We start from the raw sequence: 25,556 nt of genomic DNA on the forward strand, positions 1-25,556 counted from the left end.
TGCTGTGGTGGGGGGTGCAGGGCCTTTCACGCGTTGGGGCGCACTTGCTGCACGCCCGGTGCAGGGCTGTGGAGGACACGCCAACACCGTGGCGGTTGTGGACGGCCACAGGTGCCCTGTGGCAGGTGGCTAGCGTCGGACTCCTCACTCCCGAGGAGATCGATGTCTTCGTTCCAACGTCCACCCGTCCGGGTGTTCTCCCCGGGCGACCGCGCGTCGCGCTGGGCCGACCGGTCGATCGCCGAGTCGTGGACCACCGAGGTGTTGAGGGCGCACGAAGCCCGAGTGCGCCGGGCGGCGAGCCTGCGCGTTCCGTGGATCGAACTGCGGCTCCCCGCACCCGCCTCGATCGGCACGCTCCTCGTACGTGCCGGGGCGGACGTCTCCGAGCGGGCGATCACGTGCGTGGTGGTGCGCCTCGACCTGTCCGGGCGTGCGCCGCGCCTCCTCGCCTCCTTCCCGGAGGACCTCCCGGTCGAGGGCGGCAGGTGGGAACTGCTGCAGCTCCTGGCAGCCACCGCACCCACGGCGACCGAGGACTGGCTCGACCCCCGAGCGTCCCTCGACGCCCTGCTGACCGCCGACCCCGCGACCGCGACGGCGGCCCTCGAGCAGTGGCGCGCTGCCTCGGCGACCGCCGCCGGACCCGCCGACGTGGTGGCAGCGGTGACCGGTGCGGCTGACGGCCCACCGGAAGGGGTCTCCTGGGCGGTGTGGGGCGAGTGGTTCGAGCGTCGGCTCGAAGAGGGCCCCGCGTCGTCCCCGGTGCGCGAAGCGCCCGCACTGCACCGCACCGGTCGCTTCGACCCCACCACCCCGGTCGGTGACCTGGTGAGCGCCGTCCTCGAAGCCCGGGCTGACGCGCTCGAGCGGTGGCTCGCGGATCCCCACGCTTCGCGCCGGCTGCGGGTGGTCGTCGACCTCGGACGGTCCGTGGGATCGGTGGAGCTGACGCAGCCGGCCGTCTCGGTGGCTTCCCAGCACGTGGCTGTGGTGCTGCAGCGTGCGTCGGGGTCGGCCCCGCTCGTCCTCGACGCGCACCCTGAACTGCCGCCCGGCGATTCCGCGCACCGGTTCCCGCACCTCAGCGGCGTGCTCGCCGCGTACACCGGCCCCGCCATGGAACGGCTCGATGCCCAGCCGTGGCCGGCGCAGCAGGCGCTCCTGCGGCAGGAGCCGCCCGGCGTGGTGGACGACCTCGTAGCGGAGCTGGAAGACCTGGACAGGCTCGACGAGGATGCCGTGCGTGCCGCCGTCCTGGGGGCCGGGAGCGCCGTGCTGCCAGACGATCCGCGCGGCTGGCTGCACCGACTGCGCTGGCGCGCGCAGTCCTTCCCGTGGCGTGGGGAGGGCTGAGCCGTGCGCTACGGCGTGGTGACGGACGAGATGTCCGCGGCGGTGGTGCGCCTGCGCGAGGGGGCTCGGCTGGCTGCTGAGCACCGCTCCGCGCTCGATGCCCGGGCCGCCGGCGCTGACAGTTGGTGCGCGGGGCGGGCGGCGGAGGCGGCGAACGCCTTCTTCGCCACGCTGGCGCAGGCGGCGCTCGGCGCGGCGGAGGGCCTCGATGAGCTCGCCGGCCGGGTGGAGGCCGCAGCTGGTGCCTACGACGCGGTGGAGGCCGCCGCCCCACCCACGTCGTGAGAGGACATCAGCGGCGGAAGACCGCCGCCACCTCGGGGATGCGCTCGACGTACCCGTCCAGCAGGTCGTGCGCCAGCGCGACGGAGTCCACCAGCGGGTGCAGGGCGAACGCCCGCAGCGCCTCGTCGCGGTCGCCGTACACGGCGGCGGCGATCGCGTGGCGCTCGACGGCCTTCACCTGCTGCATGAGCCCGAGCTGGTGCAGGTCCGGCGGGTCGGTCGTCAACGGGTGCACTCCGTCGGCGTCCACCGCGGCGGGCACCTCCACGACGGCGTCCTCCGGCAGGCTGGCGATCGTGCCGCGGTTCCGGACGTTGAGGATCATCGTGGTGCGCTCGTCGCGGCTGATGGCCGCCATCACACCCAGGGCGACTCCCGCGTAGCCCTGCTGGTCGGGGTCGAGTTCCGGGCGGTCGGGGTGCTCCGCGGCCGTCCCGCCCCGGGCCTCCGCCATGTAGGTGGCGTTGCGCTCGTTGACGGTCGATCGCCACAGCTGCGCCGCGCCCTCGCGGGTGCGCGCCAGCGCCTGCCAGAAGGCGCCCTGGGTGCTCAGCAGGTGCTCGCCGCGTGTCTCCTCCGCCGCCAGCGCGCTGCGCAGCGCTTCGCGGTGGCGGTAGTAGTAGTAGAGGTACTCGTTGGGGATCGCCCCGAGGGTCCGCAGCCAGCCGGCGCCGAAGACGGCAGCCTCCTCCAGCGCGCCCAGCGAGGCGTCGTCGGTGAGCAGGCGCGGCAGGACGTCGACGCCGTCGTGCCGCAGCCCCCGCAGCCAGCCGAGGTGGTTCAGGCCGACGTAGTCGGGTCGCACCCGCCGGTGGTCCAGCCCGAGCTGGTCCGCCACGCGGCGCACCAGCCCGGACGGGGTGTCGCAGATGCCGAGGACCCGATCACCGAGCACCGCCTGCATCGCCTCGGTGACGATGCCGGCCGGGTTGGTGAAGTTCAGCACGTGCGCAGCGGGGGCGTAGCGGCGCACCTGCTCGGCGACGTGCACCATGAACGGCACGGTGCGCAACGCGTAGGCGATCCCGCCCGGGCCCGTGGTCTCCTGGCCCAGCACGCCGAGGTCCAGAGCCACCCGTTCGTCCCGGCACCGGCCGAGGAGGCCGCCGACGCGCACGGCGGCGAACACGAAGTCGCTGCCCCGCAGGGCTTCGGCCAGGTCCGTCGTCGGCGCCAGCCGTGGCGGGTCGGTGAACTCCGCGGCCATCTCCCGCAGGACGCGGACCATGCCGTCGAGCCGCACCGGGTCGGTGTCGAAGAGCGCCAGCTCCTCCACGCGTGGTGAGCCGGTGTCACGCAGCAGCGCCTGGTGGACGAAGGGGGTGCGGAAACCCGCACCGCCCAGGACGCAGAGCTTCACGGGGTGCTCGCCCTCCTGGTCGGCCCGCAGTGTCCCGGGAACCGTAACAGCGCCGCGCTCAGTCCCCCAGGTTGTGCTGCTGCAGCACCAGGGCTGCTGCGCCCGTGGCCGAGGCGGTCGCGGCGGCGCTGGAGACGGTGACGGTGACGTCGCGGTGCCACGTGCGGGCGTCCGCGGCCGACAGCCGCTCGGTGATCGCCGGCCCGTACAGGGACGCGGCCACCGCGAAGCTCGGCCCGGTCAGCACCACCAGGTCCACATCGAGCAGGTTCACCGCTGACTCCGCGGCGGCCGCCACCAGTCGCGCCGAGTCCCGCAGCAGCGCGCGGCACCCCGGTGCGCCGGTGCGCGCGGCCCGGGCGATCGCGGCGAACTCCTGGGCGGCCGGACCCACCGCCCGCAGCGTCAGCCCGGCCTCCCGGCGGGTCGCGGCGTGCGCGCGGGCCCGTTCCACGACCGTCCGCGGACCGGCCAGCACCTCCAGGCACCCCCGGGCCCCGCACCAGCACTCCGGGCCGTCCACCTGCAGGCAGACGTGCCCGAACTCCCCGGCGCCCGGGCCGCGGCCGCGCAGTGGGCGCCCGTCGAGCACGATGCCGGAGCCGATGCCCGCCCCCATGTACAGGGCGATGAAGGAGCGCCTGGCGTCCACCCGCGCCACCCAGTACTCGCCCACGGCGGCGGCGGTCGCGTCGTTCTCGACCAGCACCGGCCACCCCGTGTCCCGGGCCAGGTCCGCGACCAGGTCCGGCGGCACGGGCGTGGAGCGTTCCGCCCACACCAGCCCCACACCCAGGCACCGGCGACGGTCCGCACCGCTCGCCTCCAGGAGCACCGCCACGTCCGCCGACAGTTCGGCGGCGCTCTCCCGAGCGGGGCGGGCTGTGCGGGAGATGACACCGCCGGTCTGCCCGGTCAGCACGAGCGTCGTGGTGGTCGCGTCCACGTGCACGCCCACGGCGAACCGCGCGCCGGGGTCCAGGCGCAGCATGGTGCGCGGTTTGCCGCCGGTGGGGGTGCGGCCGGTCTCCACGAGCAGGCCGTCGGCGATCAGCCGGCGCACCGTGGTGGAGATCGACGCCTCCGTCAGGCCCGTCATCGCCGCAATCTCCACGCGGCTGAGCTGCTCGCGCGCGCGGATCGCGTCGAGCACCCGTTCCCGGGCGCTCGTGCGCCGCGGCGCGGGGCCTTCCGTCTCGGACACCACGGAAGCATGCCACCCGACCGGTGGGTGCGGCCCGGAGCGGTCGTGGGGGTGGACAATCACCCGGTGCGAGGGGTGAGGCGGACGGTGAGCGGCGGCAGCGGGCTCGTCGGCCTGGTGCTGGCCGGCGGCGCCCCCCGTGTCGGCGTGGAGCCGTTCTTCATGGAACTCGTCGCGGGCATGGAGGCGCAGCTGCGGCCGGACGGACGCAGCGTGCTCCTGCTGGTCGTCGCCGACGAGGCCGCGGAAGTGGAGACGTACCGGCGGTGGGCCGGCAACGGCACCGTCGACGCGGTCGTCGTCGTGAACCTCACCCTGGGCGACGTCCGGCCCGCGGAGCTGCAGCAGCTGGGCCTGCCGGCCGTGCTCGCCGGGCACCACCCCGACACGTCGTTCAGCAGCGTCGTCACCGACGACGCCGGTGCGATGCGCGCGGCCCTGCGGTTCCTGGCGTCCCTGGGGCACCGCGTCGTCGGCCGCGTCGCCGGCCCGGGGGAGCTCGTGCACACGCAGGAGCGCAACACCGGCATGCTCGAGGAGGCGGAGCGCAGCGGTCTGGACGTGCGCTGCGTCGAAGCCGACTACACCGCGGCCCGCGGGGTGGCGGCGATGCGGGAACTGCTGGACTCGCCGGCAGCACCGACCGCCCTGGTGTTCGACAACGACGTCATGGCCGTCGCCGCGACGGAGGACCTGGTGCGGCGCGGTGTCGACGTGCCCGGAGCGGTCAGCGTGCTGGCGTGCGACGACTCACCGTTGTGCGAGATGACCGTGCCCGGGTTGTCGGCGCTGAACGTGGACGTCCACGAGCACGGCGTGCGGCTCGGTGACGCGGTCCTCGACCTGCTGCTGCGCGGAGCCACCGGGCCACGGCCGGGGCCCCCGGTTCGGGTGGCGGAACGCGCCAGCACCGGCCCGGCGCGCTGAAACCCTCACCGGACCAGGACGGTCGTGCCCTCGTGGGCGGTGACGTCCTCCGCCGGTGCGGAGACGTCCACGGTGCCGGCGACCGGCTGGAACGGCAGGCCGGCGATCGCGTACTCCGCGGAGTAGGTCGTCGTCAGGGTGATCGGGTAGGTGCCGGGCCGGGTGTAGGTGTGCGTGGTCGACATCGCCGGGTAGGGAGCGCCCGGGTCGGTTGTGGGGCCCAGCGTCCCGCCGTCGCCGAACGTCCACGTGAACGCTTCGGGCGTCGCCCGGATCGTCACCGGGAAACCCAGCACCTCCACCTGCCGGGTCACGGGCGTCGCCTGTGCGTACACGTTCACCGGGACGTTGAGCACCACGTCACCGCCCGCCGGTTGCAGGTTCGCCGTGGACGGCGGCAGGCCGACGCGGCGCACGTCCTCCACGGTGATCGTCGGCAGCACCACCGGCTCACCCACGGCGGTCGTCGTGGGGCGGCAGGAACTGCCGCCGCGCTGCCACGCACCGCCACCCACGGGGCGGCTCCAGTCCGTGAGGAAGACCTCGCCCGGGCCGCAGGCCGCCGAGGCGCTGCACGCGGAGTCTGCGCCGCCGCGGGGCTCATCGGGGCCGGCGCAGGGGGAGGTGAGGGTGTGCTCGCGGCTGGGGGCTGCTGGAGCTTGGGATCCATTGGAAGACGTCGACTGTGAGTACCCCCTGCCAGGGCGTGTGACCGTGCCATCGATCACGACGTCGTTGTCGTCCGCTGTGCCGCTCCACGAAGCTCGTTCGCGCGCAATGGCGGGTTCTCCTACTCCGAACACTACCAAAGCGTAGGTTGACCCAGCCAGCAGCAAGGAGATCGACCTCCTCATCGAGGCATCTCCCAGACCCTCCACTGCCCATCATGGAACTTGATCTGCATGAGTCCATCGAACTCCACGTCCGGCGAGTCGTGGAGCGTTGTTCCATCTTGGTTGACGAGGCGACCCGACGTCGCACTCATTTCGAGCTGAACTCCAACCTCACCGAACTGAGGGTCGAAGTGCTCGAGGTAGGCAGACCGAAAGCTCAGTACCTTATTTTCCCACTTGATGCCTTTAGACTGTGACACATCTACGGCCTCGGCATCGTCTCGGCAGGCACCGCAGTCAGGTTCGCTGATCGCCCGGATCGCATCCGAGTCGCCGGTGGCCCGGGCGTAGTTCAGGACCTGCAGGTAGTGCGCTGCGAAGGCGATGGCGTCGTCCTCGGTGAACTCCGTCGTGGGGAACGTGGGCCGGTCCGTGGTGGGCGCCGGGTTCGCTGCGGCGATCGCGGTCGCTGCAGGAGCGGCCTCCGGGGTGACCGGCGCGGAGGGTCCGGACGGTGCGGGGGTGGGGGACGCCGACCACTGCGTGACCGTCTCGTCCGTGCCGCACGCCGTGAGCAGGGCGAGCGCCGCGGCGGCGCAGGTGAGCGGGGCACGGGCGGCGAGGGGCACGCGGGGACCGTAGGGCCCGGACGGTGGCCGCGGCGGCCGTCACCCGTTCGGCTGTGGGAAACCTGCGTTCACGCGGCGAACCGGTCGCTGTCGCCGGGACGCAGCGGGTCGAAGACGCCCGGCGCCCGCCACAGCGGTGTCCCCGCGGGGCTGGCGCTGTAGAGGCCGACCGCGGCGCCGGTGACCCGTTCGCGCTCCAGCGGCCAGCGCAGCGACGCCGCGACAGCTCGGAGGTCGGTGTCGTCGCGGGCGAGGGCTCGGGTGACGTGGTCGACGGCGGGCAGGGTCGCGGACTTGGCGAGGTTGCAGCGGGCGTCGGCGGCCACGAGGTTCGCGACCCCGTCGATGGCGACGCGCGCCCAGGGCAGCACGTGGTCGACGTGGGTGCCGGCGCGCAGGGGGCCGTGGCAGTAGAAGCAGCGGCCGGCCTGCAGGTCGGTGAGCGCGGGCGCGAGGCGGGCGACGGCGGTGCGGGCGGCGCCGAAGAGGAACCCGTGCAGGTCGGGCGCGTCGAGCTCGGCGGCGTTCATGCGCTGCACGTCGACGACCCACCACTGCTGAAGCACCGGCTGCAGCAACCCGGCCACGCGGGCGAGGGCCGTGGCGACGCCGGGGCGCAGCTCCACCGCCCAGCCGTGCGCCTCCAGCTCAGCGACGGTGATCTTCTTGTGCAGCCAGGTGTCGTCGTAGAGGAACGGGGTGCCGGGCGCGGAGGTGCCGGTGCGTTGCAGGGCGAACAGTGGTTGCTGCGCCAGCGTCTGCGCGACGGCGCGGCGACGGCGGGACCACCGGCCGGGGTCGGCGGCGCGCAGCTGGGCGGGGGTGGCCAGGCCGGCGGCCTCCGCGTCGGTGCGCAGCCCGCGCACCACGTCGGGCAGCGAACGTCCCGCCTGCTCGTTCTGGCGGAGCACGCCGACGCGGGAGAAGGGGCGCACCTGCGGCCAGTACAGGTCCACCACCCGGTCGGCGAGGTCGCCGATCGGCACCCGCAGCGGCGCGACCGGGGCGGTGGGGTGCTCCAGGCAGTGCTGCAGGAGGGCGCTGAGCACGGCCAGCTTGTAGGTGGACACGCGCCGGCCGGTGGCGAGCAGCTCGGCGACGCGCGCACCGACCTCCAGCGGCTCCGGGATCGTGCTCACCGGTGGACGCTACGTCACCGATCGGGTGAGCAGCCGAGGACAGGCCGTGTCGCTGCACCTCGGGTGTCCGACCGGCGTGGCACCGTCGTGGTACTTCCCCACGCTAGGAGATCCACCATGACGTCGCTGCACCCCGGTCCCGCCCTCCCCGACGGCAGGCAGGCCCCGACGTCGATCGGCGCGCGCTACCCGCACCGCTACGCCGCCCTGGACGTGGAGACCACCGGCTTCTCCGCCGCGAAGGACCGCGTCGTGCAGGTCGCGGTCACGCTGCTCGACGAGCACGGCGAGGTGGAGTCGTCCTGGTCCACGCTCGTGGACCCGCAGCGCGACCCGGGGCCGGTGCACGTGCACGGCATCACCCCCGAGCGCCTGCGGGGTGCCCCCCTGTTCGAGGACGTCGCCGAGGAGCTGGCGGCCCTGCTCGCGGGGCGGGTGTTCGTCGCCCACAACGCCGTCTTCGACTGGGGGTTCGTGGCCGCCGAGATGCGCCGCGCCGGGGTGGAGCTCGCCGTGGAGCAGCGGCTGTGCACCCGCAACCTCGCCAAGCGCCTCGACCTGCCGGTGCCGGACCTGAAGCTGGCGACGCTCGCCGCGCACTGGCGGGTGGAGCAGCTGCGCGCCCACGACGCGGAGGACGACACCCGTGTCCTGGTGGAGGTGCTGCGGCACGCGCTGCACGCGGCGGCGGCGCACGACCTGGACCTCCCGCTGACGCGCTGCTCCACCGAGCCCCCGCCTCCCCGGCCCCGCTCGCCGCGCCGCAGCGGCACCCCGGCCCCGGCCGCGCCGGTGGAGCGGCGCGTCCTCGCCGCGGGGGACGTGCTGGACCTGCCGCCGAGCGGCCGCCCGTGGCTGCTGGACGTGCGGTGGGCGCGCGCCGCCCACCGCGTGCGGGTCGGCGTGCAGCGCTTCGACGCGCTCGGCCTGCCGCTGGGGGCCGCGCTGAGCACCACCCGCGCCTCCCTCGACGGCACCGTCGTGCTCGACGTGGACACCGCCGGCGAGGCAGAGGTGTGGCTGCACCTGGACGCCTCACCGGGCGACGTGCACCGGGTCGCGGTCCACGCCGTGCCGCCGGCCGGGACGGGGTTCGACGAGGTGGGGCCGCTGGTGCTGGGGGTGCGCGCGCCGAACGGGTCGGTGCTGGCGCTCGCCACCGCGCACGCGCCGGCGGGTTCCGGCAGCGTGGTGGTGGTGGAGGTGCAGCGGCACGCTGAGGGCTGGCGGCTGCGGGTGCCGGGGGCGGCGGCCGAGGCGGCCTGACGGTCCGTCCCGGCGGCTCCCGCGGCCGGCGGGGCGGGGACGCGGTGTCCCGCCCGGGCCCCTGGTGCCCGGGCGGGCGGACGCCTACCCTCCGTGCATGTCGACGGACGGCGAGGTTCCCGGCGAGTTCGACGCGATCGTGGTGGGTTCCGGCGTCAACGGCCTGGTCGCCGCTGCGGAGCTCGCGGGTGCCGGTTGGTCGGTGGCCCTGCTGGAGCGCAACCCGGACCTCGGCGGGTTCACCGGCTCCGCGGAGCTGACCGCGCCGGGTTTCGTCCACGACCGCTTCTCCTCCTGGCACCCGCTGTTCGTCACCGGTGGCGCGTACGCGGACCTCGGTGCGGACCTGCACCGGCACGGCCTGGAGTACGCGAACACCGAGGGCCCGATCACCGCGAGCGTCGCCGACGACGGCCGCGTGAGCCTGGCGCACCGCGACCCGGGGACCACCGCGGCCGCCTTCGAGCACCCCGAGGACCGCGAGACCTACCTGGCGCACCTGGCCCGCTTCGGGCGCAGCGCCTCGGCGCTGGGCGGTCTGCTCGGCGGCCCGGTGCGCTCGCCCGCCGCCGTCGGTTCCCTGCTGGGGCTGCTGCGCGGCAACGGCCCGCGCGGCAGCGAGGCGTGGCTGCGGGACGCCGTGACCAGCGGCCGCGGGTTCGTCCAGCGCGAGTTCCGCGGCGGCGAGGTGGACCACCTGTGGGTGCCGTGGTTGCTGCACGCCGGCCTCTCCCCGGACCACGCCTCCGGCGGAGCGATGGTCGCGGTGTTCGCCGCCACGCTGCACGCGGCGGGGATGCCGGTGGTGCGCGGTGGCAGCGACCGGTTCGTGGAGGCGTTCGCCGCGCTGCTGCGCGAGCGCGGCGCCACCGTGCTCACCGGCGCCGAGGTGCGCCGCGTCGAGGTGGCCGACGGGCGTGCGCACGGGGTCGTGCTCACCGACGGGACGGTGCTGCGCGCACGCCGGGCGGTGCTGGCGTCGGTGTCCGCGGCCGCCCTGTACGGCGGCGACGGGCTGCTGCCGCCGGAGGCGGTGCCGGAGCGGGTGCGCCGGGACGCGCAGCACGTGCGGTGGGGGAGGGCCGCCGCCCAGGTGCACGTGGCGCTGTCCCGCCCGCCGGCGTGGAGCGATCCCCGCCTCGGCGACGTGCCGCTGGTCCACCTCTCGGACGGCTCGGGCAGCACGGGCATCGCGTGCGCGGAGGCGGACGCCGGGCTGCTGCCGCGCCGGCCCACGGTCGTCGTCGGTCAACAGCACGTCCTGGACCCGTCCCGCGCCCCTGAGGGTGCGGCCACGCTGTGGCTGCAGCTGCAGGAGCTGCCGTTCCGGCCCCGTGGCGACGCTGCCGGGGAGCTGGACACCCGCGACGGGTGGACCGCCCAGCTGGCCGCCGGGTACACCGAGCGCGTGCTGGACCGGGTCGAGCGGCACGCACCGGGGCTGCGGGGGTCCGTCCTCGGCGTGGAGACGATCACACCGGTGGACCTGCAGCGGTACAACCCGAACGCCGGTGACGGGGATCCGTACGGCGGGTCCGCGCAGCTGGACCAGAGCTACGTCTGGCGGCCGGTGGCGTCCTGGGGCAGGCACCGCACGCCCGTGCCGGGGCTGTGGCAGATCGGGGCGGCCACCCACCCCGGCGCGGGGCTCGGGGCTGGGTCCGGTCACCTGGTGGCGACCACCCTGCTGGCCCGCGAGCGGCGGCGCCGGAGCGCGGCGCGGGTGCTGCGCCGCGGGAGCTGACACGCGCCCGGTCCCCGTCTGCCACGATGCGCCCACCCAGAGCCCCGGGAGGCCGATCGTGAGCACGCTGTCCACCCTGCTGTCCGCCCTGTCCGCCGGCGACGTGGAACTGGTCGACCTGACGGCGCCGCTGAGCCCGGACACCCCGGTGCTGCAGCTGCCCGCACCGTTCGCCAACACGATCCCGCTGAGCCTGGAGAAGGTCAGCGACTTCGACGAGGCGGGGCCGGGGTGGGCGTGGAACGACATCCACACCGGTGAGCACACCGGCACCCACCTCGACGCGCCCGTGCACTGGATCACCGGCCGGGACGGGCTGTCGGTGGACCGCATCGCGCCGGAGCGGCTCGTCGGCCCGGTCGTCGTGGTCGACAAGACCGCCGAGGCGCAGGCGGACCCGGACTTCCTGCTGGAACCGGAGCACCTGCAGGCGTGGGAGGCCGAGCACGGGCGGTTCCCCGCCGGCGGGTGGCTGTTCTTCCGCACGGGCTGGAGCTCGCGCTCGGGGTCGCAGGAGGAGTTCCTGAACGCCGACGAGTCCGGCCCGCACACGCCGGGGATCTCCGTCGCGGGCGCGCGCTGGCTCGCGGAGAACACCGAGGTCTCCGGGTACGGCGTGGAGACGGTCGGGATCGACGCCGGCGCGGCCGGGGGTTTCGACCCGGCGTTCCCCGCCCACCACTTCCTGCTGGGCGCGGACAAGTACGGGCTGACGCAGCTGCAGAACCTGCACCGTCTGCCGGTGACGGGAGCCGTGGTGGTCGTCGCGCCGCTGCCCGTGGTGGGTGGCACCGGCAGCCCGGCGCGCGTGCTCGCGCTCGTCGAGCGGTCCTGACGGTGGGGGACCCCACGGTCGCCGGACTGGTCGGCCGGGCGCTCGCTCAGCTCGGCGTCGCGCACGCGTTCGGTGTCGTCGGCAGCGGGAACTTCGCCGTCACGAACGCCCTCGTGGCGAACGGGGTCCCGTTCACCGCCGCCCGCCACGAGGGCGGGGCGGCGACGATGGCCGACGCGTACGCCCGCACCAGCGGCGAACTGGCGGTCGTCACCACCCACCAGGGGTGCGGGCTGACGAACGCGGTCACCGGGATCGCCGAGGCCGCGAAGTCGCGCACGCCGCTGCTCGTGCTCACCGCCGACACGGCGGGGTCCGCGGTCCGGTCGAACTTCCGCATCGACCAGGACGCGCTGGCCCGCAGCGTGGGCGCGGTTCCCGAACGGGTGCACTCGGCGGCCACCGCGCTCGCGGACGTGGTGCGGGCGGTGCGGACGGCGCGCAACGAGCGCCGCACCGTCGTGCTGAACCTGCCGCTGGACGTGCAGGCCCAGCCGGTGCCGGGCGGCACGCAGGGAACGGTCCCCCCCGTGCCCGCACCCGATCCGGTGCGCCCGGGCCGTCGTGCCGTCGCCGAGTTCGCCGCGCTGCTGCGCGCCGCCGAACGCCCGGTGTTCGTCGCCGGCCGCGGGGCGCGTTCCGCGGGACCGGTGCTGCGGGAGCTCGCCACCCGCAGCGGGGCGCTGCTGGCGACCTCGGCGGTCGCGAACGGCCTGTTCCACGGTGAGGAGTTCGACCTGGGGATCTCCGGGGGCTTCTCCTCGCCCGCCACCGCGGACCTGGTGCGCGGCGCCGACCTGATCGTCGGGTGGGGGTGCACGCTGAACATGTGGACGATGCGGCACGGCACGTTGATCGGTGAGGGTGCGCGGGTCGTGCAGGTCGACCTGGAGGACGCCGCGCTGGGGGCGAACCGGCCGATCGACCTCGGCGTGCTCGGGGACGTGGCGGAGACGGCTGCCGCGCTGCTGGCCGAGCTGCCCGTGGAACCGGTCACGGGGTACCGCACGACGGAGGTGGCTGAGCGGATCGCCCGCGGGGGCAGGTGGGTGGACGTGGAGACCGGCGACCTGTCGACCGCCACGACGATCGACCCGCGGGTCCTCAGCCGTGAGCTGGACCGGCGCCTGCCCATCGACCGGGTCGTCGCCGTGGACTCCGGCAACTTCATGGGGTACCCCAGCGCGTACCTGTCGGTGCCGGACGAGCAGGGGTTCTGCTTCACCCAGGCGTTCCAGTCCGTCGGCCTCGGCCTGGCCACGGCGATCGGTGCGGCGCTGGCGCGCCCGGACCGGCTGCCCGTGCTCGGCACGGGTGACGGCGGGCTGCTCATGGCGGCCGCCGAGCTGGAGACCGTGGTGCGCCTGGGGCTGCCGCTGGTGGTGGTGGTCTACGACGACGCCGCCTACGGCGCGGAGGTGCACCACTTCGGCCCCACCGGCGCGGACACCTCCACCGTGGTCTTCCCCGACACGGACTTCTCGGCGCTCGCCCGCGGCTACGGTGCCGACGCTGTCGTCGTCCGCACGGTCGCCGACCTCGACGCCCTCGACGCGTGGCTGGCGGGTCCCCGCACCGGGCCGTTCCTGATCGACGCGAAGATCGCGAACGACGGCGGCGCCTGGTGGCTGGCGGAGGCGTTCAAGGGGCACTGAGGGACCGGACCGGTCCAACGGGTGACGGTGGTTCCCAGGGCCGCGGACCTGAGGGACACTCGAAGCATGTCACCACGTGCGAGTGCGACCCGGCGCCACCTCCCGACCAGTCCGTTCCAGCCCGCACCGCCCCAGCCGAAGGCGGAGGACTTCGCCCCCGGCGACCGCGTCACCCACGACCGGTTCGGCATGGGCACCGTCGCCTCCATCGAGGCTGACGACTGGGTCAACGTGCGGTTCTCGTCCGGCGAGCAGCGGTCCGTGAACGGGCTCAAGCTCAACAAGCTCTGACGGAGCCGATCACCGCGTGATCCCGCGGGTGCGGGTCACGGGCCGGCAGCCGGCTGCTGCGTGCCTGCCGGGAGCTGCTGCAGCTGCCCGGTGATCGATTCCCCGAGGCTCTGGACCAGTGCCAGGGCCACGAGGACGGCCACCACGGCCAGCACGGCGCGCAACAGCGCCCGGAGCGGGGAACGCCGCCGTGCGGTCCTGCGGGGTGCCCGCCGCACCTGACGCTGCGGCACCGGGCGTCGCGGCGCCGACCGGGGCGCGGGCACGTCGGCGGTGGTGAGGGCCTCGCCCGTCGCAGGTTCCGCGAGCTCCGCCGCGAGGGTGCCGGCGATGCGGGCGACGTCGCCCGCGGTCAGCACCGACGGCAGGGCCCGCAGCAGACCCGCGACGGCGCTGCGTCCGACGACGGTGATCGCGCCCACCTCGTGCGGGGTGACGGGCTGCTGCACCAGGCACAGCACCCCGAGCACGTCGCGGCGGTGCCGGGCGGGCACGTGCGTCGTCACGGCGGCGGTCGCCGCCGCGACCCCGGTGATCTCCTTCGCCATCGACCGGCTCCCGACGCGCACCTCGTCGTCGCGGAAGGTCACCGCACCGGTCCAGTTCTTGCTGTCGACCACCACGACGCCGCCGGGCCCGATCGCGACGTGGTCCAGGTTGGCGCGCTGCCGGCCCGGCCAGCGCACGTCGTGCAGGACCGTCCAGCCGTCCGCCTCCAGCACGGCGAGGTCCGCGGCGACGAGCCGCTCACCTTCGGCGCCGGCCTCCCAGGCGCGCTGCCTGCGCTCCTCCTGCTGCAGTTCGCGGCGCAGCTGGGCGGCGCGCTCGGCGTGCTTGCGCGCCTGCTCGGCGGCGCCGCGGCCGGCGAACTGCACGGAGGAACGGGGGACCACGCCGGTTCGTCGGCACACCGCGGCGGGTTCCTGAGCGGTCACCACCCGATCGGGCGAATCGGCAGAGGTTCTGCGAGTTTTCGGCCGATCGAGGTCGATCTGCAGCATCCTCGCAGATCAGAGAGGGGTGGCGGGGTCACTGAACGGCGTAACTTCCTCGTCACGGATGAGACATTCGATAGAAACCCCTGCGGGCCAACGTTCGGTCATGCCCATCGTGACGGCGGTTCCCGCAGCACCGCAGCCCCTCACGGACCCCCGGGTGGTTCTCGTCCGGGACCTGCTCCGGGAGGACATCCGTCGTGGTCGCTTCGACGCCGGATCCGTGCTCCCGGGTGAGCACGAGCTCATGCTCGAGTACAGCACCACCCGCAGCGTCGTGCGCGGCGCGCTGCAGATGCTGCGCACCGAAGGGCTGGTGGAGCGTCGGCAGGGGACGGGGACGTACCTGGTCGATCGGCAGGCCATGCACCCCCTGGACACGCTCAGCGCGGACATCGGCCGGCACTACCGGCGCGAGCGCACGGTGACGGGTCGCATCTCCGTCGTCGACGTGATGCCCGCTCCGGGGCCCATCGCCGCCGGTCTGCAGCTCCTGACCACCGAACTGGTGCGGCACCTGGACGTCGAGATGCACGTGGACGGTGCGATCTACCACATAGCCTCCAGCTACGTCCGGGAGTCCGATGCGCAGGGCATGCAGGGCGCCACGTTCACCGGTGACTACTACCAGCACATGGAGAACTCCGGTGTGGACCTGTGCAGCGCCGAGATCGCGTTCGAGGCGGTCAACGCGGACGGTCCCACGGCGCTCCGGCTGGGTCTGCCCGCCGGTAGGGCCGTGATGCTGTTTCGGCGGATCAGCCTGGACGGTTCCGGCCGCCCCGTCGAGATGGGTTTCGGGCGGTTGCGCAGCGACAAGCTCGCTCTGGTCTCGCGAATGCCGAGGAAGAGGGGTCGACAGTGACGAAGTTCCTCGTACGACGACTGCTGCTGAGCGTGCCGATCCTGCTCGGGGTGTCGCTCGTCGTTTTCATCACCATCAAGATCATTCCCGGTGACCCGGTGGCGAGCATGCTGGGGCCGACGAGCACCCCCGAGGCGAGGGAGGCGCTCACGGCGCGGCTCGGCCTGGACCAGCCATTGCCGGTGCAGTACCTGAGCTGGCTCGCCGCGATGTTCCAGGGTGACCTCGGCCAGTCCATCGCCCAGCAGCGACCCGTCCTGGGCCTGGTCGCCGACGCGTTCGTCAACACGCTGTGGCTGACCGCGTTCTCCGCCGTGCTGGCGGTCGTCCTCGGTCTGGTGCTCGGTGCGGTGGCGGCCCTGCGCCGCGGGAGGGTGGCTGCGACCGTCAGCAACGCCCTGGCGCTGTTCAGCATCTCCACCCCGCAGTACACGATCGGTCTGCTGCTGATCATCGTGCTCGCCAACGGCACCGGGTGGTTCCCCGTGTCGGGCATGTACTCCGCCATCGGCGGGGGAACGTGGGGCGACCTGCTCTGGCACCTCGTCCTGCCCGGCATCACAGCTGCCCTGGTACCCGCGGGGATCATCGCCCGCATGTTCCGGTCGACCGTCCTGGACGTGATGAGCATGGACTTCATCGACTCCTACCGGGCCCGGGGGCTCAGCGAGCGCCGCATCCTGTGGCACGCCTTCCACAACACCACCCCCACCCTGTTGACGGTGGCGGGCCTTCAGGTCGGCTACCTGCTCGGCGGTGTCGTCTTCGTCGAGACGGTGTTCTCCTGGCCCGGCCTGGGCCAGCTCGTGTTCGACTCCATCTCCAAGCGCGACCTGGCGGTCATCCAGTCCGGCGTCATGGTGGCGGCGTTCGCCTTCGTCCTCATCAACGTCGTCGTCGACCTGCTGCACAGCCTCATCGACCCCCGGGTCCGTGCCTGACCGCTCGCCACCGCGTCGCCTGGACGCCCTCGCTCCGGTTCCACCGAACCGGACGGTGCGCCCTGCCCGGAACCGCCCGGGACCCGCCTGCCGCCACACCGCCAGGAGGAACGATGACCACCCAAGCACCCGCGCTCGCCCCGGCTGCGGTGAGCCGGCCCCGCACCGCCCGGCGGGCGCGCCGACTCCCGGCACCGGCCCTGGTGTCCGCCGTCGTGCTCGCCGCCGTCGCGGCGCTCACGCTCCTCGCCCCGCTGATCTCGCCCTACGGGCCGCTGGAGGGCGACCTCGCGGCCCGCCTCCAGCCCATCGGCTCCCCGGGGCACCTGCTCGGCACCGACGGGCAGGGGCGCGACGTCCTCACGCGCCTGCTGCACGGAGCCCGCCCCTCCCTGCTCGCCGGCCTGCTGCCGGTGGTGTTCGCCGCAGCCGTCGGGATCGTCCTCGGACTGGTCGCCGCCCTCGGCCACCCGAGGGTTCACACGCTCGTCATGCGGTCCCTCGACGTGCTCTACGCCTTTCCCGCCGTGCTGCTGGCCATCGCCATCGCCGCTGCGCTCGGGTCGGGCATCAGCAACGCGATCATCGCGCTGGCCGTCATCCTCGTCCCCCCGGTAGCGCGGGTGACGGAGTCCGAGGCGATGCGCATCAAGTCCGCCGACTTCATGGCGGCGGCTCAGGTCTCCGGCGCGGGCCGGGTGTCGATCGCCCTGCGCCAGGTCCTGCCGAACGTGGCGCCCGGTGTCGTCGTCTACGCCACCGCACTGGTCGGCCTGTCCATCGTCTACGCGGCCGGGCTGAGCTACCTCGGTCTCGGCGTCTCCCCGCCGACCGCCGAGTGGGGCGTGATGGTCAGCGAGATGCAGCAGTACCTGTTCACCGCACCCTCGCTCCTGCTCGTGCCCGCCGTCGCGATCCTCGTCGTCTCCGTGGCGTTCAACGTCCTCGGCGACGGCCTCCGCGACTTCTTCAACGTGAGGACGGACGCCTCGTGACCAGCCCCACCGAGACCCCCGAGACCTCCGGGGCTGCTCCCTCCCGGCCGGGCGCCCCGGCGCCCACCGCCGGCCCGGCTCTGGAGGTCACCGGCCTGACCACCACCTTCAGCCGCGGGGGCCGGCAGGTCCTCGCCGTGCGTGGCGTCGACGTGAGCGTCGGCGCCGGAGAATCGCTGGTGCTGCTCGGGGAGAGCGGCAGCGGCAAGTCGGTGACGATCCGCTCGATCCTGCGGTTGTACGGGTCCTCGGCCCGGCACACCGGCAGCGTGGTGCTCGGGGATCAGGACCTGATGCGGCTGGACGCCGCGGCCGTGCGTGCCGTGCGCGGGCGGACCCTCGCGATGGTCCCGCAGGACCCCAACGGTTCCCTGGACCCGCTGCGCCCGGTGGGCCGTCAGCTCGAGCAGGTCCTGCGCCTGCACGGCGTGGTGGCGGACCGGAAGGCCGCTCGTGCCCGGGCGCTGGAACTGCTCGCCCTGGTGGGCATCCCCAGCCCCCCGCGCGTCGCCGCCTCCCACCCGCACGAGCTGTCCGGCGGCATGCGCCAGCGCGTCGCCATCGCGATCGCCGTCGCCTGCGACCCCGCCGTGCTGCTGGCCGACGAACCCACGACCGCCCTCGACGTCACGGTGCAGTCCCAGATCCTCGACCTGTTCGGCGACCTGCAGGAGCGGCTCGGCACCGCCCTGCTGCTGGTCACCCACGACGTGTCCGTCGCGGCCGACGTCGCCGACCGGGTCGCGGTGATGTACGCCGGTTCCATCGTCGAGGAAGGCCCGGCGAGGGAGGTCCTGGAGAACCCCCGGCACCCCTACACGCAGGCCCTGCTCGACGCGATCCCCCGGCCCACGAGCGAACGCGGGCACCTCAAGGCGATCCCCGGGTCCCCGCCCGTCGCCGGCACCGACTTCCACGGCTGCTCCTTCGCCGACCGGTGCGCACTCGCCCAGGAGTCCTGCCGGACGCAGCCCCCCGCGCTGCTACCGGTCGCCGACGGGCACCGGGCCGCCTGCCCGGTCGCGAACCCGGTGGTGGCGGCGTGAGCCCCGCGGGCGAGCCGGGCCCGGCCGGCGAGAAGCTCCTCGACGTCGTCGACCTGGCCAAGACGTTCCCCAACGGCACCCGCGCCGCCGACGACGTCAGCTTCACCGTCGCCCGCGGCGAGACCCTGGGCGTGGTGGGGGAGTCCGGGTGCGGGAAGTCCACCACCGCCAAGATGGTCCTGCGGCTGCTCCAACCCGACCGGGGCACGGTGACCTTCGCGGGCACCGACGTGCTGCGCGCCCGTGGCCGGGACCTGAAGGAGGTGCGCCGCGGCCTGCAGCTGGTGCCGCAGAACCCGCAGACGTCGTTCAACCCCCGGCTGACCGTCCGCTCCTCCCTGGAGTTCAACCTCCGCGCGCACGGCGTCGCCCGCCGCGCCTGGCGCTCCACCGTCGACGACATGCTCGTCCGCTGCGGTCTGCGGGCCGAGCAGGGCGACTCCTACCCGCACGAGCTGTCCGGCGGGCAGTTGCAGCGAGCCGCGATCGCCCGCGCCCTCGTCACCGGCCCGGACCTCGTCGTCTGCGACGAGGCGGTCTCCGCGCTGGACAAGTCGGTGCAGGCGCAGGTGCTCAACCTGCTGGCCGAGCTGCAGTCGGACCTCGGCGTCTCCTACCTGTTCATCTCCCACGACCTGTCCGTCGTCGAGCACATCAGCGACCGCGTGCTCGTCATGTACCTCGGGCGCGTCGTGGAGCAGGCCACCGCAGGTTCCCTGTACCGCGACCCCGCTCACCCCTACACCAAGGCGCTGCTGTCGTCGGCACCCGGTGCACCCGGCGAGCGGATCGTCCTCACCGGGGAACCGCCCAACCCCGCCGACCCGCCCTCGGGGTGCACCTTCCGCACCCGGTGCCCCTGGGTGATGGACACGTGCGCCGCCGAGCGCCCCCTGCTGGCGGTGACACCGACCGGCTCGCTCGCCGCCTGCCACCTCAACCTCACCTCCCGACCCGCCCTCGCCGCTCCGTCCCCGGCTTGAGCGCCAGCTCAGCGCCAGAGAGGAACACCCGTGGCCCACACCGCGCCGCCCACCCCTCCGCCGTTCCCCGCCGCGACGGGGACGACCCGCCGCAACGTCCTCCTCGCGTCGCTCGCCGGCTTCAGCACCCTCGCCGCCGCCTGCTCGGCACCGGGCGCGGCCAGCGAGGGCGGTGGCAGCGAGGGAGCCGGCACGCTCGTCATCGGCATGACGGCCAGTGACATCCCCTTGCTGGACACGGGCATGGCCCAGAACGAGGGCTACGAGGGCCTGCGGTTCGTCGCCAACCAGCTCTACGACGGCCTCACCCGCTTCGACCTCACCGACGGCAGCGTCATCCCCCCCGTGGTGCCCGGGCTCGCCGAGAGCTGGGAACCGAACGAGACCGGCGACTCCTGGACGTTCACGCTGCGCCAGGGCGTGAGCTTCCACGACGGCACCCCGTGGAACGCCGACGCCGCCGTTTTCAACCTCCGCCGCTACACCGACCCGTCGTTCGAGTTCTTCTACCAGGAGCTCAACGGCCAGGCGGGCCTATCCATCGCCGGCATCGCCGCGGCCACCGCCGTCGATGAGCACACGCTCCGCATCGACTGCGCGGGCCCGTGGGCCTACCTGCCCTCCGACCTCACCACGGTCTACATGGGCTCGCCCACCGCGATCCAGGAGGCCGGCAACGACGGGTTCGGGCAGGAGCCGGTCGGCACCGGCCCGTTCACGTTCGTCAGCGTCGAGCGTGGCCAGAGCCTGCAGCTGGCGGCGAACGCCGACTACTGGGGCGGTGCGCCAGTGGTCGACACGCTCATCCTGCGCCCCATCCCGGACACGACCACCCGCGTCGCGGCGCTGCGGTCCGGCGAGGTCAACTGGATCGAGGTGCCCCCGCCGGACGACGTGCCCTCGCTGGAGCAGGCGGGGTTCCAGGTCGAGACCAACAGCTACGACCACGTGTGGCCGTGGTGCTTCGACACCACGCAGGCGCCGTGGAACGACGTGCGCGTCCGGCAGGCCGCCAACTACGCCATCAACCGGCAGTCGCTCTGTGACAACGTCCTGCAGGGCACCGCTGAACCTGCTCTGCAGGTGTGCCCGAAGGCGAACGCAGCCTACCGGGCCGAGAACGACCTGTACGGCTACGACCCCGACCGGGCCAGGCAGCTGCTCGCCGACGCCGGGTACGTCGGCGGCGTCACCGCCACCCTGTCGTACCCGACGAGCGGGTCCGGCAACATGATCCCGGGGCCGATGAACGAGGCCCTGCAACGCGACCTCGCAGCCGTCGGCATCGACGTGGAACTGCAACCCATCGAGTGGGCCTCCATGCTCACCGACTACTTCGTCGGCAACATCCCCGGGGGCGCCAGCGCCATCAACATCAGCCTGTCGTTCCAGCAGGAGGGTTTCTGGAACAACTGGTTGGGCACCGGCGTCACCAACGTCACCGGCTGGCACGACCCGCAGGTGGAGGCCCTGTTCCAGCAGGCCAAGGAGACCCTCGACGAAGCCGGTCGCAGCGACCTGTACGCGCAGGCGTCGGCGATCATCACCGAGCAGGCGCCGTGGCTGTTCGTCGTCAACGACCGCAACCCGCGCGTCCTCGCCGCGAACGTCCAGGGGTTCGTGGAACCGCAGTCCTGGTTCGTCGACGTCACCGACGTGTCGGTCGAGTGAGCCCCGCGACGCAGCGGCGCACCACCCTGCTGGTCGTCACCACCGGGTCGGGCCTCGCCCTGGGCCTCACCGGCCCCCTCGTCCCGGTGCTGGCCGTCCACCTCGGCGCCACCGCCTTCGGTGCCGGCGCGGCGGTCGCGGCCCTGCAGGTGCCGGTGGTCGTGCTCGGCCTCCTCGGGAGCCGCTGGATCCCGAGGTTGCCGCTGCGCCGCACCGTGACCGCCTCGCTCGTCCTGTGCGCCGCGGGTGCGGGCGTCGCCGCACTGGCGGCCTACCCGCTGCTCGTGGCGGGCCGTGCCCTGCAGGGCGTCGGGGTGGCCCTGCTCACCGGGGCGGCCGGGTACGCGCTGACCTCAGGAGGGGGCCGAGCCGGCGGGGGCGCCGGGTTCGGCTCCTTCCAGGCGGCGTGGTTCGCCGGGATCGCGGCCGGTCCGGTCGCGGCCCTGGCCGTCGCCCTCGCCGGCGGCGACCTCGTGACCGCCACGTTCGCCGCGGCGGCCGCGGTCGCCAGCGCGGCAGCGATCCTCGCCGCCGCGGCGGTGCGCGGCGAGCGGAACACGCACCGGCCCCGGCTGGGGCTGCCCGAGCGGCACGGCCCCCGGCCGCCCCGGCGACTGCTGCTGCTCAGCGGCGCCGGCCAGGCCACCCGCAGCGGGCTGGCCGTGACGATCGTCCCCCTCGTCGGCGCCGGCGACGGCCTGAGCACCGGGACGCTCCTGGCGGCGCTCACCGCCCTGGGGGTGGCCGACGTCCTGGCGATGCTCGCCGCCTCCCGGCTGCCCCCGCGGCTGGACCGGCGCGCCGCGATGGCGGTGGCCTGCGCCTGGGGCCTGATCGCCCTGACCCTCATCGGTCTGGGCGCGACGGCCCTGACGTTCGTCCTCGGCTGCGCCGCGCTCGGCGTGACCGTCGGGGCGACCTGGGTGCTGCCCGCGGCGCTGGTCCTGGACACCGCCCAGCAGTTGGAGAGCGCGTTCGGCTGGTACCGGATCGCTTGCGACACCGGGCTGCTGCTCGGCGCCCTCGTCGCGGGGCTGCTCGCACTCACCGGACCCACGACGGCCCTGGGGTTGTGGACCGTGCCGCTGCTCGCCACCGGTGCGCTCGCGCTCGCCGTCCGGCCCCGGCCGGCCGCGGACCACCGGGTCCCCACCGCCCACCTCGTCCCGCAGACCGCACCACGCACCGCAGCAACCACACCGGAGGAGGCACTGCCATGACCACAACCGGCGCACCCGACAGCCCCGGTCCCCAGCCGGACCGGGCCCTCGTCGACGCGATGGCCGCGGACCAGGGGCTGGACTGGAGCGACGAGCGCCGCGCCGCCGGCCTGGCGCAGGCGCTGGCGATGCGCCCCGCGCTCCTCGCGCTGCGTGCGAAACCGCTCGCCTACGTCGGCGAGGTCATCGAACCCGCGCACGCGCTGCGCTGGCTGGACGCCACGGGGGAGGCGGGCGCGTGAACCTCTCCGACCTGACCGCCACCGAGCTGCTCGGCCTCTACGCGGCGGGCGAGGCGTCCCCCGTCGAGGCCGTTCAGGACTGCTTCGCCCGCATCAGCGCGGTGAACCCGGTCCTCAACGCGGTCCTGACACCGCTGGAGGAGCAGGCGCTGGCCGCTGCGCGCGCCAGCGCCGATCGGTGGGCCGCGGGCACCGCCCGCCCCCTGGAAGGGGTTCCCTACGGCCTGAAGGACATCGTGGCCACCGCGGGGATCCGCACCACGGGCGGTTCCGCCCTGTACGCCGACCACGTCCCCACCACCGACGCCACGCTGGCGGCCCGGCTGCGCGACGCCGGCGGCATCCTGCTCGCCAAGCTGCACACCTTCGAGTTCGCGTGCGGCGGCGCTCAGAACCGCACGTTCGGGCCGTGCCGGAACCCGTGGGACGTGGACCGGACGACGGGTGGCTCATCCTCCGGATCGGGCTCGGCCGTCGCGGCCCGCATGCTGCCGCTGGCCATCGGCACCGACACCGGCGGCTCCATCCGCATCCCCAGCAGCTACTGCGGCCTGACGGGCATCAAGCCCACCTACGGCAAGGTGCCGCGCGACGGGGTCATGGGGATGTCCTGGACGATGGACCACGCCGGTCCGATGACCCGCTCCGCCGCCGACGCCGCGCTCGTGCTCGACGTCATCAGCGGCGCCAGCGCCGGTGACCCGACGAGTTCCGCGCGCCCCGTCCCCGACCACACCGCGGCGATCGGCGCGGGCGTCGCCGGTCGTCGGGTCGGCCGGCTGCGCGGGTGGTTCGAGGAGCGGATGCACCCCGCCGTCGGCGCCGCGTACGAGTCCGCCCTGGTGGAACTGGCGGGCACGGGCGTGGAGGTCGTCGACGTCGAGCTCGAGGAGGTCGACGTCATCGCCGCCGCCAGCTGGACGGTCATCTACTCGGAGATGCTGTCGCTGCACGCCGGCGTCGCCCACCTCATCGAGGACCGCGACGCCATGGGCGCCGGAATCCTCTCCGCCACCCCGTACGTGCACGCCGCGGACTACCTCAAGGCGCTGCGCTACCGGGCGGTGTTCCAGCAGCAGCTGGACTCCGTGATGGCGGCCGCCGGCCTCGACGCCTTCGTCACCCCGGCGGCGACGACCACCCCGCCGAAGCTCGCGGACATGCTGGTGGACACCGGCGACGGGCTCGTGGACTGGCTCGACGTCGCCAGCCGCGTGACCGTGCCGTTCAACTACTCCGGCAGCCCCGCCCTCGTGGTGCCCGGTGCGCTCGTGGACGGGGTGCCGACGAGCGTGCAGCTGGCCGGCCGCCCGCACGACGAGACCACCCTGTTCGCCCTCGCCTCCGCCTTCCAGGTCGCCACCACCCACCACCTGGTCAGGCCCGCCGAAGAACCCCTGCACACCACCGTCCCCTCGACCGCTGGAGCGCCCGCATGACCGCCACCGAACCCCTGACCGCCGTCGCCACGACCCCCGCCGCGGAACTGCTCACCATCGCCGACGCCGCCGCTGCCCTGCGCGCCGGGACGACCACCGCCGTCGAACTGGTCCGCACCGCGATCGCCCGCGCCGACGCCCTCGACGCGACGCTCGGGGTGTACCTGCACCGCACCGACGAGGCTGCCCTGGAGGCGGCCGCCGCGGTCGACGCCGCCCTCGCCGCGGGGGACGACCCGGGGCCGCTGGCCGGGATCCCGCTGGGCATCAAGGACATCCTCTCCGTCGAGGGGACACCCACCACGTCGCAGAGCCTCGTCATGGACCCCGCGTTCGGTGAACAGGGCGACGCGGTGGTCGTGGCGCGGCTGAAGGCGGCCGGCGGGATCGTCACCGGCAAGACCACGACCATGGAGTACGCGGTCGGCTGCCCGGACCCGTCCAAGCCGTTCCCGATCCCGCGCAACCCGTGGGACACCGAGCGCTGGACCGGCGGCTCCAGCTCGGGAACCGGCAACGGCGTCGCAGCGGGCCTGTTCCTCGGTGGCCTGGGCACCGACACCGGCGGATCGGTGCGCTACCCGGCCGCCCTGTGCGGGATCAGCGGCATGAAGCAGACGTTCGGCCGCGTCCCGAAGTCCGGATGCACCCCGCTGGGGTTCTCCTACGACCACGTCGGCCCGATGGCCCGCTCCGCGCACGACTGCGCGCTCATGCTCGGTGTCATGGCGGGGGCGCACCCGTCCGACCCGACGACCGCCGACATCGACGTGCCCGACTACCTCGCGGCTCTCACCGGCGACGTCACCGGCCTGCGGATCGGCGTGGTCACCCACCTGCTCGACACCCCGGGCTTCGACCCGGAGAACGCCGTGGCGTTCCGCGCCGCCGTGGACGTGCTCGCCGCCGCCGGCGCCGACGTCGTGGAGGTCACCCTGCCGAACTTCGCCGAGGCGATGACGGCCACCGCCTACGGGTTCTGCGCGGAGGCGTTCGCCTACCACCGCGGCGACCTCCAGGACCGGTGGGCCGACTACGGGATCCACACGCGCATGGCCATCGTCAAGGGGATGCTCTTCTCCGCCGCGGACTACGTGCAGGCGCAGCGAGTGCGACGCGCCACCGTCAAGGCCACCACGGAGGTGATGGAGGACGTCGACCTGCTGCTGACGCCCACCACGACGGTCGCCGCCCCGCTCATCGAGGGTCTGGACTTCGACCTCGTCATGGACACCGTCCTCACCCCCTACTTCAACGCCGTCGGGCTGCCCGCCATGTCGATCCCCATGGGGTTCACCTCCACCGGCCTGCCGCTCGGTCTGCAGATCGCCGGCCGCCCCTTCGAGGAGTCGACGGTCTTCCAGGCCGCCGACGCCTACCAGCGCATCACCACCCACCACCTCGCCGTCCCCGCCATGACCCTGGAGGTCGCCGCGTGAGCACCACCACCGACCCGAAGACGACCGTCGAGGTCCTGCTGGCCGCCGCCGGCCTCACCGTCACCCCGGAGGAGTTCGACGCGATCGTGCGCTCCTACCCCGACGTGCGCGCGCGGATCGACGCCATGTACGCCGTCCCGATGGCCAAGGAGGAGGAGCCGCAGCTCGTCTTCACCCCGTTCGTCTGACCCCAGCA

Annotated in this window: 24 protein-coding genes and 1 pseudogene; 19 read left to right on the forward strand and 6 right to left on the reverse strand. The window is 74.1% G+C overall.

Going from position 1 to position 25,556, the window contains the following annotated elements; genetic code table 11:
* Both MN205_RS00790 and MN205_RS00795 read left to right on the forward strand, forming a co-directional pair.
* Positions 1-1,356: pseudogene (locus MN205_RS00790) on the forward strand (hypothetical protein); the annotation flags it as partial.
* A gap of 3 nt (positions 1,357-1,359) precedes the next feature.
* Complete coding sequence (locus tag MN205_RS00795; protein ID WP_242123362.1) at positions 1,360-1,641, forward strand: hypothetical protein; 282 nt, start codon at positions 1,360-1,362, stop codon at positions 1,639-1,641.
* A 7-nt stretch (positions 1,642-1,648) separates the two neighbouring features.
* On the opposite strand, the gene MN205_RS00800 is transcribed toward MN205_RS00795, so the two are convergent.
* Both MN205_RS00800 and MN205_RS00805 read right to left on the reverse strand, forming a co-directional pair.
* Positions 1,649-3,001, reverse strand: a complete 1,353-nt coding sequence (locus tag MN205_RS00800; protein ID WP_242123364.1) for a 6-phospho-beta-glucosidase — start codon at positions 2,999-3,001, stop codon at positions 1,649-1,651.
* 58 nt (positions 3,002-3,059) lie between these two features.
* Positions 3,060-4,205, reverse strand: coding sequence for an ROK family transcriptional regulator (locus tag MN205_RS00805; protein WP_242123366.1), 1,146 nt, complete (start codon positions 4,203-4,205; stop codon positions 3,060-3,062).
* 87 nt (positions 4,206-4,292) lie between these two features.
* On the opposite strand from MN205_RS00805, the gene MN205_RS00810 reads away from it, so the two are divergent.
* Entirely contained in the window at positions 4,293-5,132 is an 840-nt protein-coding gene (locus MN205_RS00810; protein ID WP_242123368.1) for a LacI family DNA-binding transcriptional regulator, read from the forward strand.
* Positions 5,133-5,137: 5 nt separating this feature from the next.
* Here MN205_RS00810 and MN205_RS21370 read toward each other — a convergent pair whose 3' ends face one another.
* From MN205_RS21370 to MN205_RS21375, 3 genes are all read right to left on the reverse strand, one after another.
* On the reverse strand, positions 5,138-5,647 hold the full coding sequence (locus tag MN205_RS21370; protein WP_242123370.1) for a PKD domain-containing protein: 510 nt from the start codon (positions 5,645-5,647) through the stop codon (positions 5,138-5,140).
* Positions 5,648-5,982: 335 nt separating this feature from the next.
* Positions 5,983-6,594: a DUF6318 family protein gene (locus tag MN205_RS00820; protein WP_242123372.1), complete on the reverse strand. Its 612-nt coding sequence runs from the start codon at positions 6,592-6,594 to the stop codon at positions 5,983-5,985.
* Between the two features lie 68 nt (positions 6,595-6,662).
* Complete coding sequence (locus MN205_RS21375) at positions 6,663-7,733, reverse strand: HNH endonuclease (RefSeq protein WP_242123374.1); 1,071 nt, start codon at positions 7,731-7,733, stop codon at positions 6,663-6,665.
* A 117-nt stretch (positions 7,734-7,850) separates the two neighbouring features.
* Here MN205_RS21375 and MN205_RS00830 point away from each other — a divergent pair, with 117 nt between their 5' ends.
* From MN205_RS00830 to MN205_RS00850, 5 genes are all read left to right on the forward strand, one after another.
* Complete coding sequence (locus MN205_RS00830; protein WP_242123376.1) at positions 7,851-8,999, forward strand: exonuclease domain-containing protein; 1,149 nt, start codon at positions 7,851-7,853, stop codon at positions 8,997-8,999.
* A 97-nt stretch (positions 9,000-9,096) separates the two neighbouring features.
* Positions 9,097-10,743: an NAD(P)/FAD-dependent oxidoreductase gene (locus MN205_RS00835; RefSeq protein ID WP_242123378.1), complete on the forward strand. Its 1,647-nt coding sequence runs from the start codon at positions 9,097-9,099 to the stop codon at positions 10,741-10,743.
* Between the two features lie 58 nt (positions 10,744-10,801).
* Entirely contained in the window at positions 10,802-11,578 is a 777-nt protein-coding gene (locus MN205_RS00840; RefSeq protein ID WP_242123380.1) for a cyclase family protein, read from the forward strand.
* A gap of 2 nt (positions 11,579-11,580) precedes the next feature.
* Positions 11,581-13,233 carry a thiamine pyrophosphate-binding protein gene (locus MN205_RS00845; protein WP_242123382.1) on the forward strand — a complete coding sequence of 551 codons (1,653 nt, stop codon included), beginning with the start codon at positions 11,581-11,583 and terminating at the stop codon, positions 13,231-13,233.
* 66 nt (positions 13,234-13,299) lie between these two features.
* Complete coding sequence (locus MN205_RS00850) at positions 13,300-13,524, forward strand: hypothetical protein (protein WP_242123384.1); 225 nt, start codon at positions 13,300-13,302, stop codon at positions 13,522-13,524.
* 35 nt (positions 13,525-13,559) lie between these two features.
* Here the strand turns inward: MN205_RS00850 and MN205_RS00855 are convergent, their stop codons facing one another.
* Positions 13,560-14,417: a nuclease-related domain-containing protein gene (locus MN205_RS00855; RefSeq protein ID WP_242123386.1), complete on the reverse strand. Its 858-nt coding sequence runs from the start codon at positions 14,415-14,417 to the stop codon at positions 13,560-13,562.
* 208 nt (positions 14,418-14,625) lie between these two features.
* On the opposite strand from MN205_RS00855, the gene MN205_RS00860 reads away from it, so the two are divergent.
* The 11 genes from MN205_RS00860 (at position 14,626) to MN205_RS00910 (ending at position 25,548) form a co-directional block, all read left to right on the forward strand.
* Positions 14,626-15,384, forward strand: a complete 759-nt coding sequence (locus MN205_RS00860) for a GntR family transcriptional regulator (protein ID WP_242123388.1) — start codon at positions 14,626-14,628, stop codon at positions 15,382-15,384.
* Positions 15,381-16,325 carry an ABC transporter permease gene (locus MN205_RS21380; RefSeq protein WP_242123390.1) on the forward strand — a complete coding sequence of 315 codons (945 nt, stop codon included), beginning with the start codon at positions 15,381-15,383 and terminating at the stop codon, positions 16,323-16,325. Before MN205_RS00860 ends, MN205_RS21380 begins: the two co-directional genes overlap by 4 nt.
* Positions 16,326-16,438: 113 nt before the next feature.
* Entirely contained in the window at positions 16,439-17,320 is an 882-nt protein-coding gene (locus MN205_RS00870) for an ABC transporter permease (RefSeq protein WP_242123392.1), read from the forward strand.
* A complete protein-coding gene (locus MN205_RS00875; RefSeq protein WP_242123394.1) occupies positions 17,317-18,366 on the forward strand; it encodes an ABC transporter ATP-binding protein in 1,050 nt (349 codons plus the stop codon). Before MN205_RS00870 ends, MN205_RS00875 begins: the two co-directional genes overlap by 4 nt.
* Entirely contained in the window at positions 18,363-19,349 is a 987-nt protein-coding gene (locus tag MN205_RS00880) for an ABC transporter ATP-binding protein (RefSeq protein ID WP_242123396.1), read from the forward strand. Before MN205_RS00875 ends, MN205_RS00880 begins: the two co-directional genes overlap by 4 nt.
* Before the next feature lie 30 nt (positions 19,350-19,379).
* The gene (locus tag MN205_RS00885; protein WP_242123399.1) at positions 19,380-21,020 is read left to right on the forward strand and encodes an ABC transporter substrate-binding protein; all 1,641 of its coding nucleotides are present in this window, start codon (positions 19,380-19,382) and stop codon (positions 21,018-21,020) included.
* Positions 21,017-22,240, forward strand: coding sequence for an MFS transporter (locus MN205_RS00890; protein WP_242123401.1), 1,224 nt, complete (start codon positions 21,017-21,019; stop codon positions 22,238-22,240). Before MN205_RS00885 ends, MN205_RS00890 begins: the two co-directional genes overlap by 4 nt.
* Complete coding sequence (locus MN205_RS00895) at positions 22,237-22,482, forward strand: hypothetical protein (protein ID WP_242123402.1); 246 nt, start codon at positions 22,237-22,239, stop codon at positions 22,480-22,482. Before MN205_RS00890 ends, MN205_RS00895 begins: the two co-directional genes overlap by 4 nt.
* Complete coding sequence (locus MN205_RS00900; RefSeq protein WP_242123404.1) at positions 22,479-23,921, forward strand: amidase; 1,443 nt, start codon at positions 22,479-22,481, stop codon at positions 23,919-23,921. Before MN205_RS00895 ends, MN205_RS00900 begins: the two co-directional genes overlap by 4 nt.
* Complete coding sequence (locus MN205_RS00905) at positions 23,918-25,360, forward strand: amidase (RefSeq protein ID WP_255817418.1); 1,443 nt, start codon at positions 23,918-23,920, stop codon at positions 25,358-25,360. The genes MN205_RS00900 and MN205_RS00905 overlap by 4 nt, the downstream gene beginning before the upstream one ends.
* Positions 25,357-25,548, forward strand: coding sequence for a hypothetical protein (locus tag MN205_RS00910; protein WP_242123406.1), 192 nt, complete (start codon positions 25,357-25,359; stop codon positions 25,546-25,548). The genes MN205_RS00905 and MN205_RS00910 overlap by 4 nt, the downstream gene beginning before the upstream one ends.
* Positions 25,549-25,556 lie beyond the last annotated feature (8 nt).

This window comes from Kineococcus sp. TRM81007, from assembly GCF_022669155.1.
Lineage (GTDB): Bacteria > Actinomycetota > Actinomycetes > Actinomycetales > Kineococcaceae > Kineococcus.

What these genes read in the sequence shown, in the direction of transcription:
- MN205_RS00835 (WP_242123378.1), top strand. Translation starts at nt 9,097, where the DNA reads ATGTCGACGGACGGCGAGGTTCCCGGCGAGTTCGACGCGATCGTGGTG.
- MN205_RS00870 (WP_242123392.1), top strand. Translation starts at nt 16,439, where the DNA reads ATGACCACCCAAGCACCCGCGCTCGCCCCGGCTGCGGTGAGCCGGCCC.
- MN205_RS00850 (WP_242123384.1), top strand. Translation starts at nt 13,300, where the DNA reads ATGTCACCACGTGCGAGTGCGACCCGGCGCCACCTCCCGACCAGTCCG.
- MN205_RS00905 (WP_255817418.1), top strand. Translation starts at nt 23,918, where the DNA reads ATGACCGCCACCGAACCCCTGACCGCCGTCGCCACGACCCCCGCCGCG.
- MN205_RS00860 (WP_242123388.1), top strand. Translation starts at nt 14,626, where the DNA reads ATGCCCATCGTGACGGCGGTTCCCGCAGCACCGCAGCCCCTCACGGAC.
- MN205_RS00895 (WP_242123402.1), top strand. Translation starts at nt 22,237, where the DNA reads ATGACCACAACCGGCGCACCCGACAGCCCCGGTCCCCAGCCGGACCGG.
- MN205_RS00830 (WP_242123376.1), top strand. Translation starts at nt 7,851, where the DNA reads ATGACGTCGCTGCACCCCGGTCCCGCCCTCCCCGACGGCAGGCAGGCC.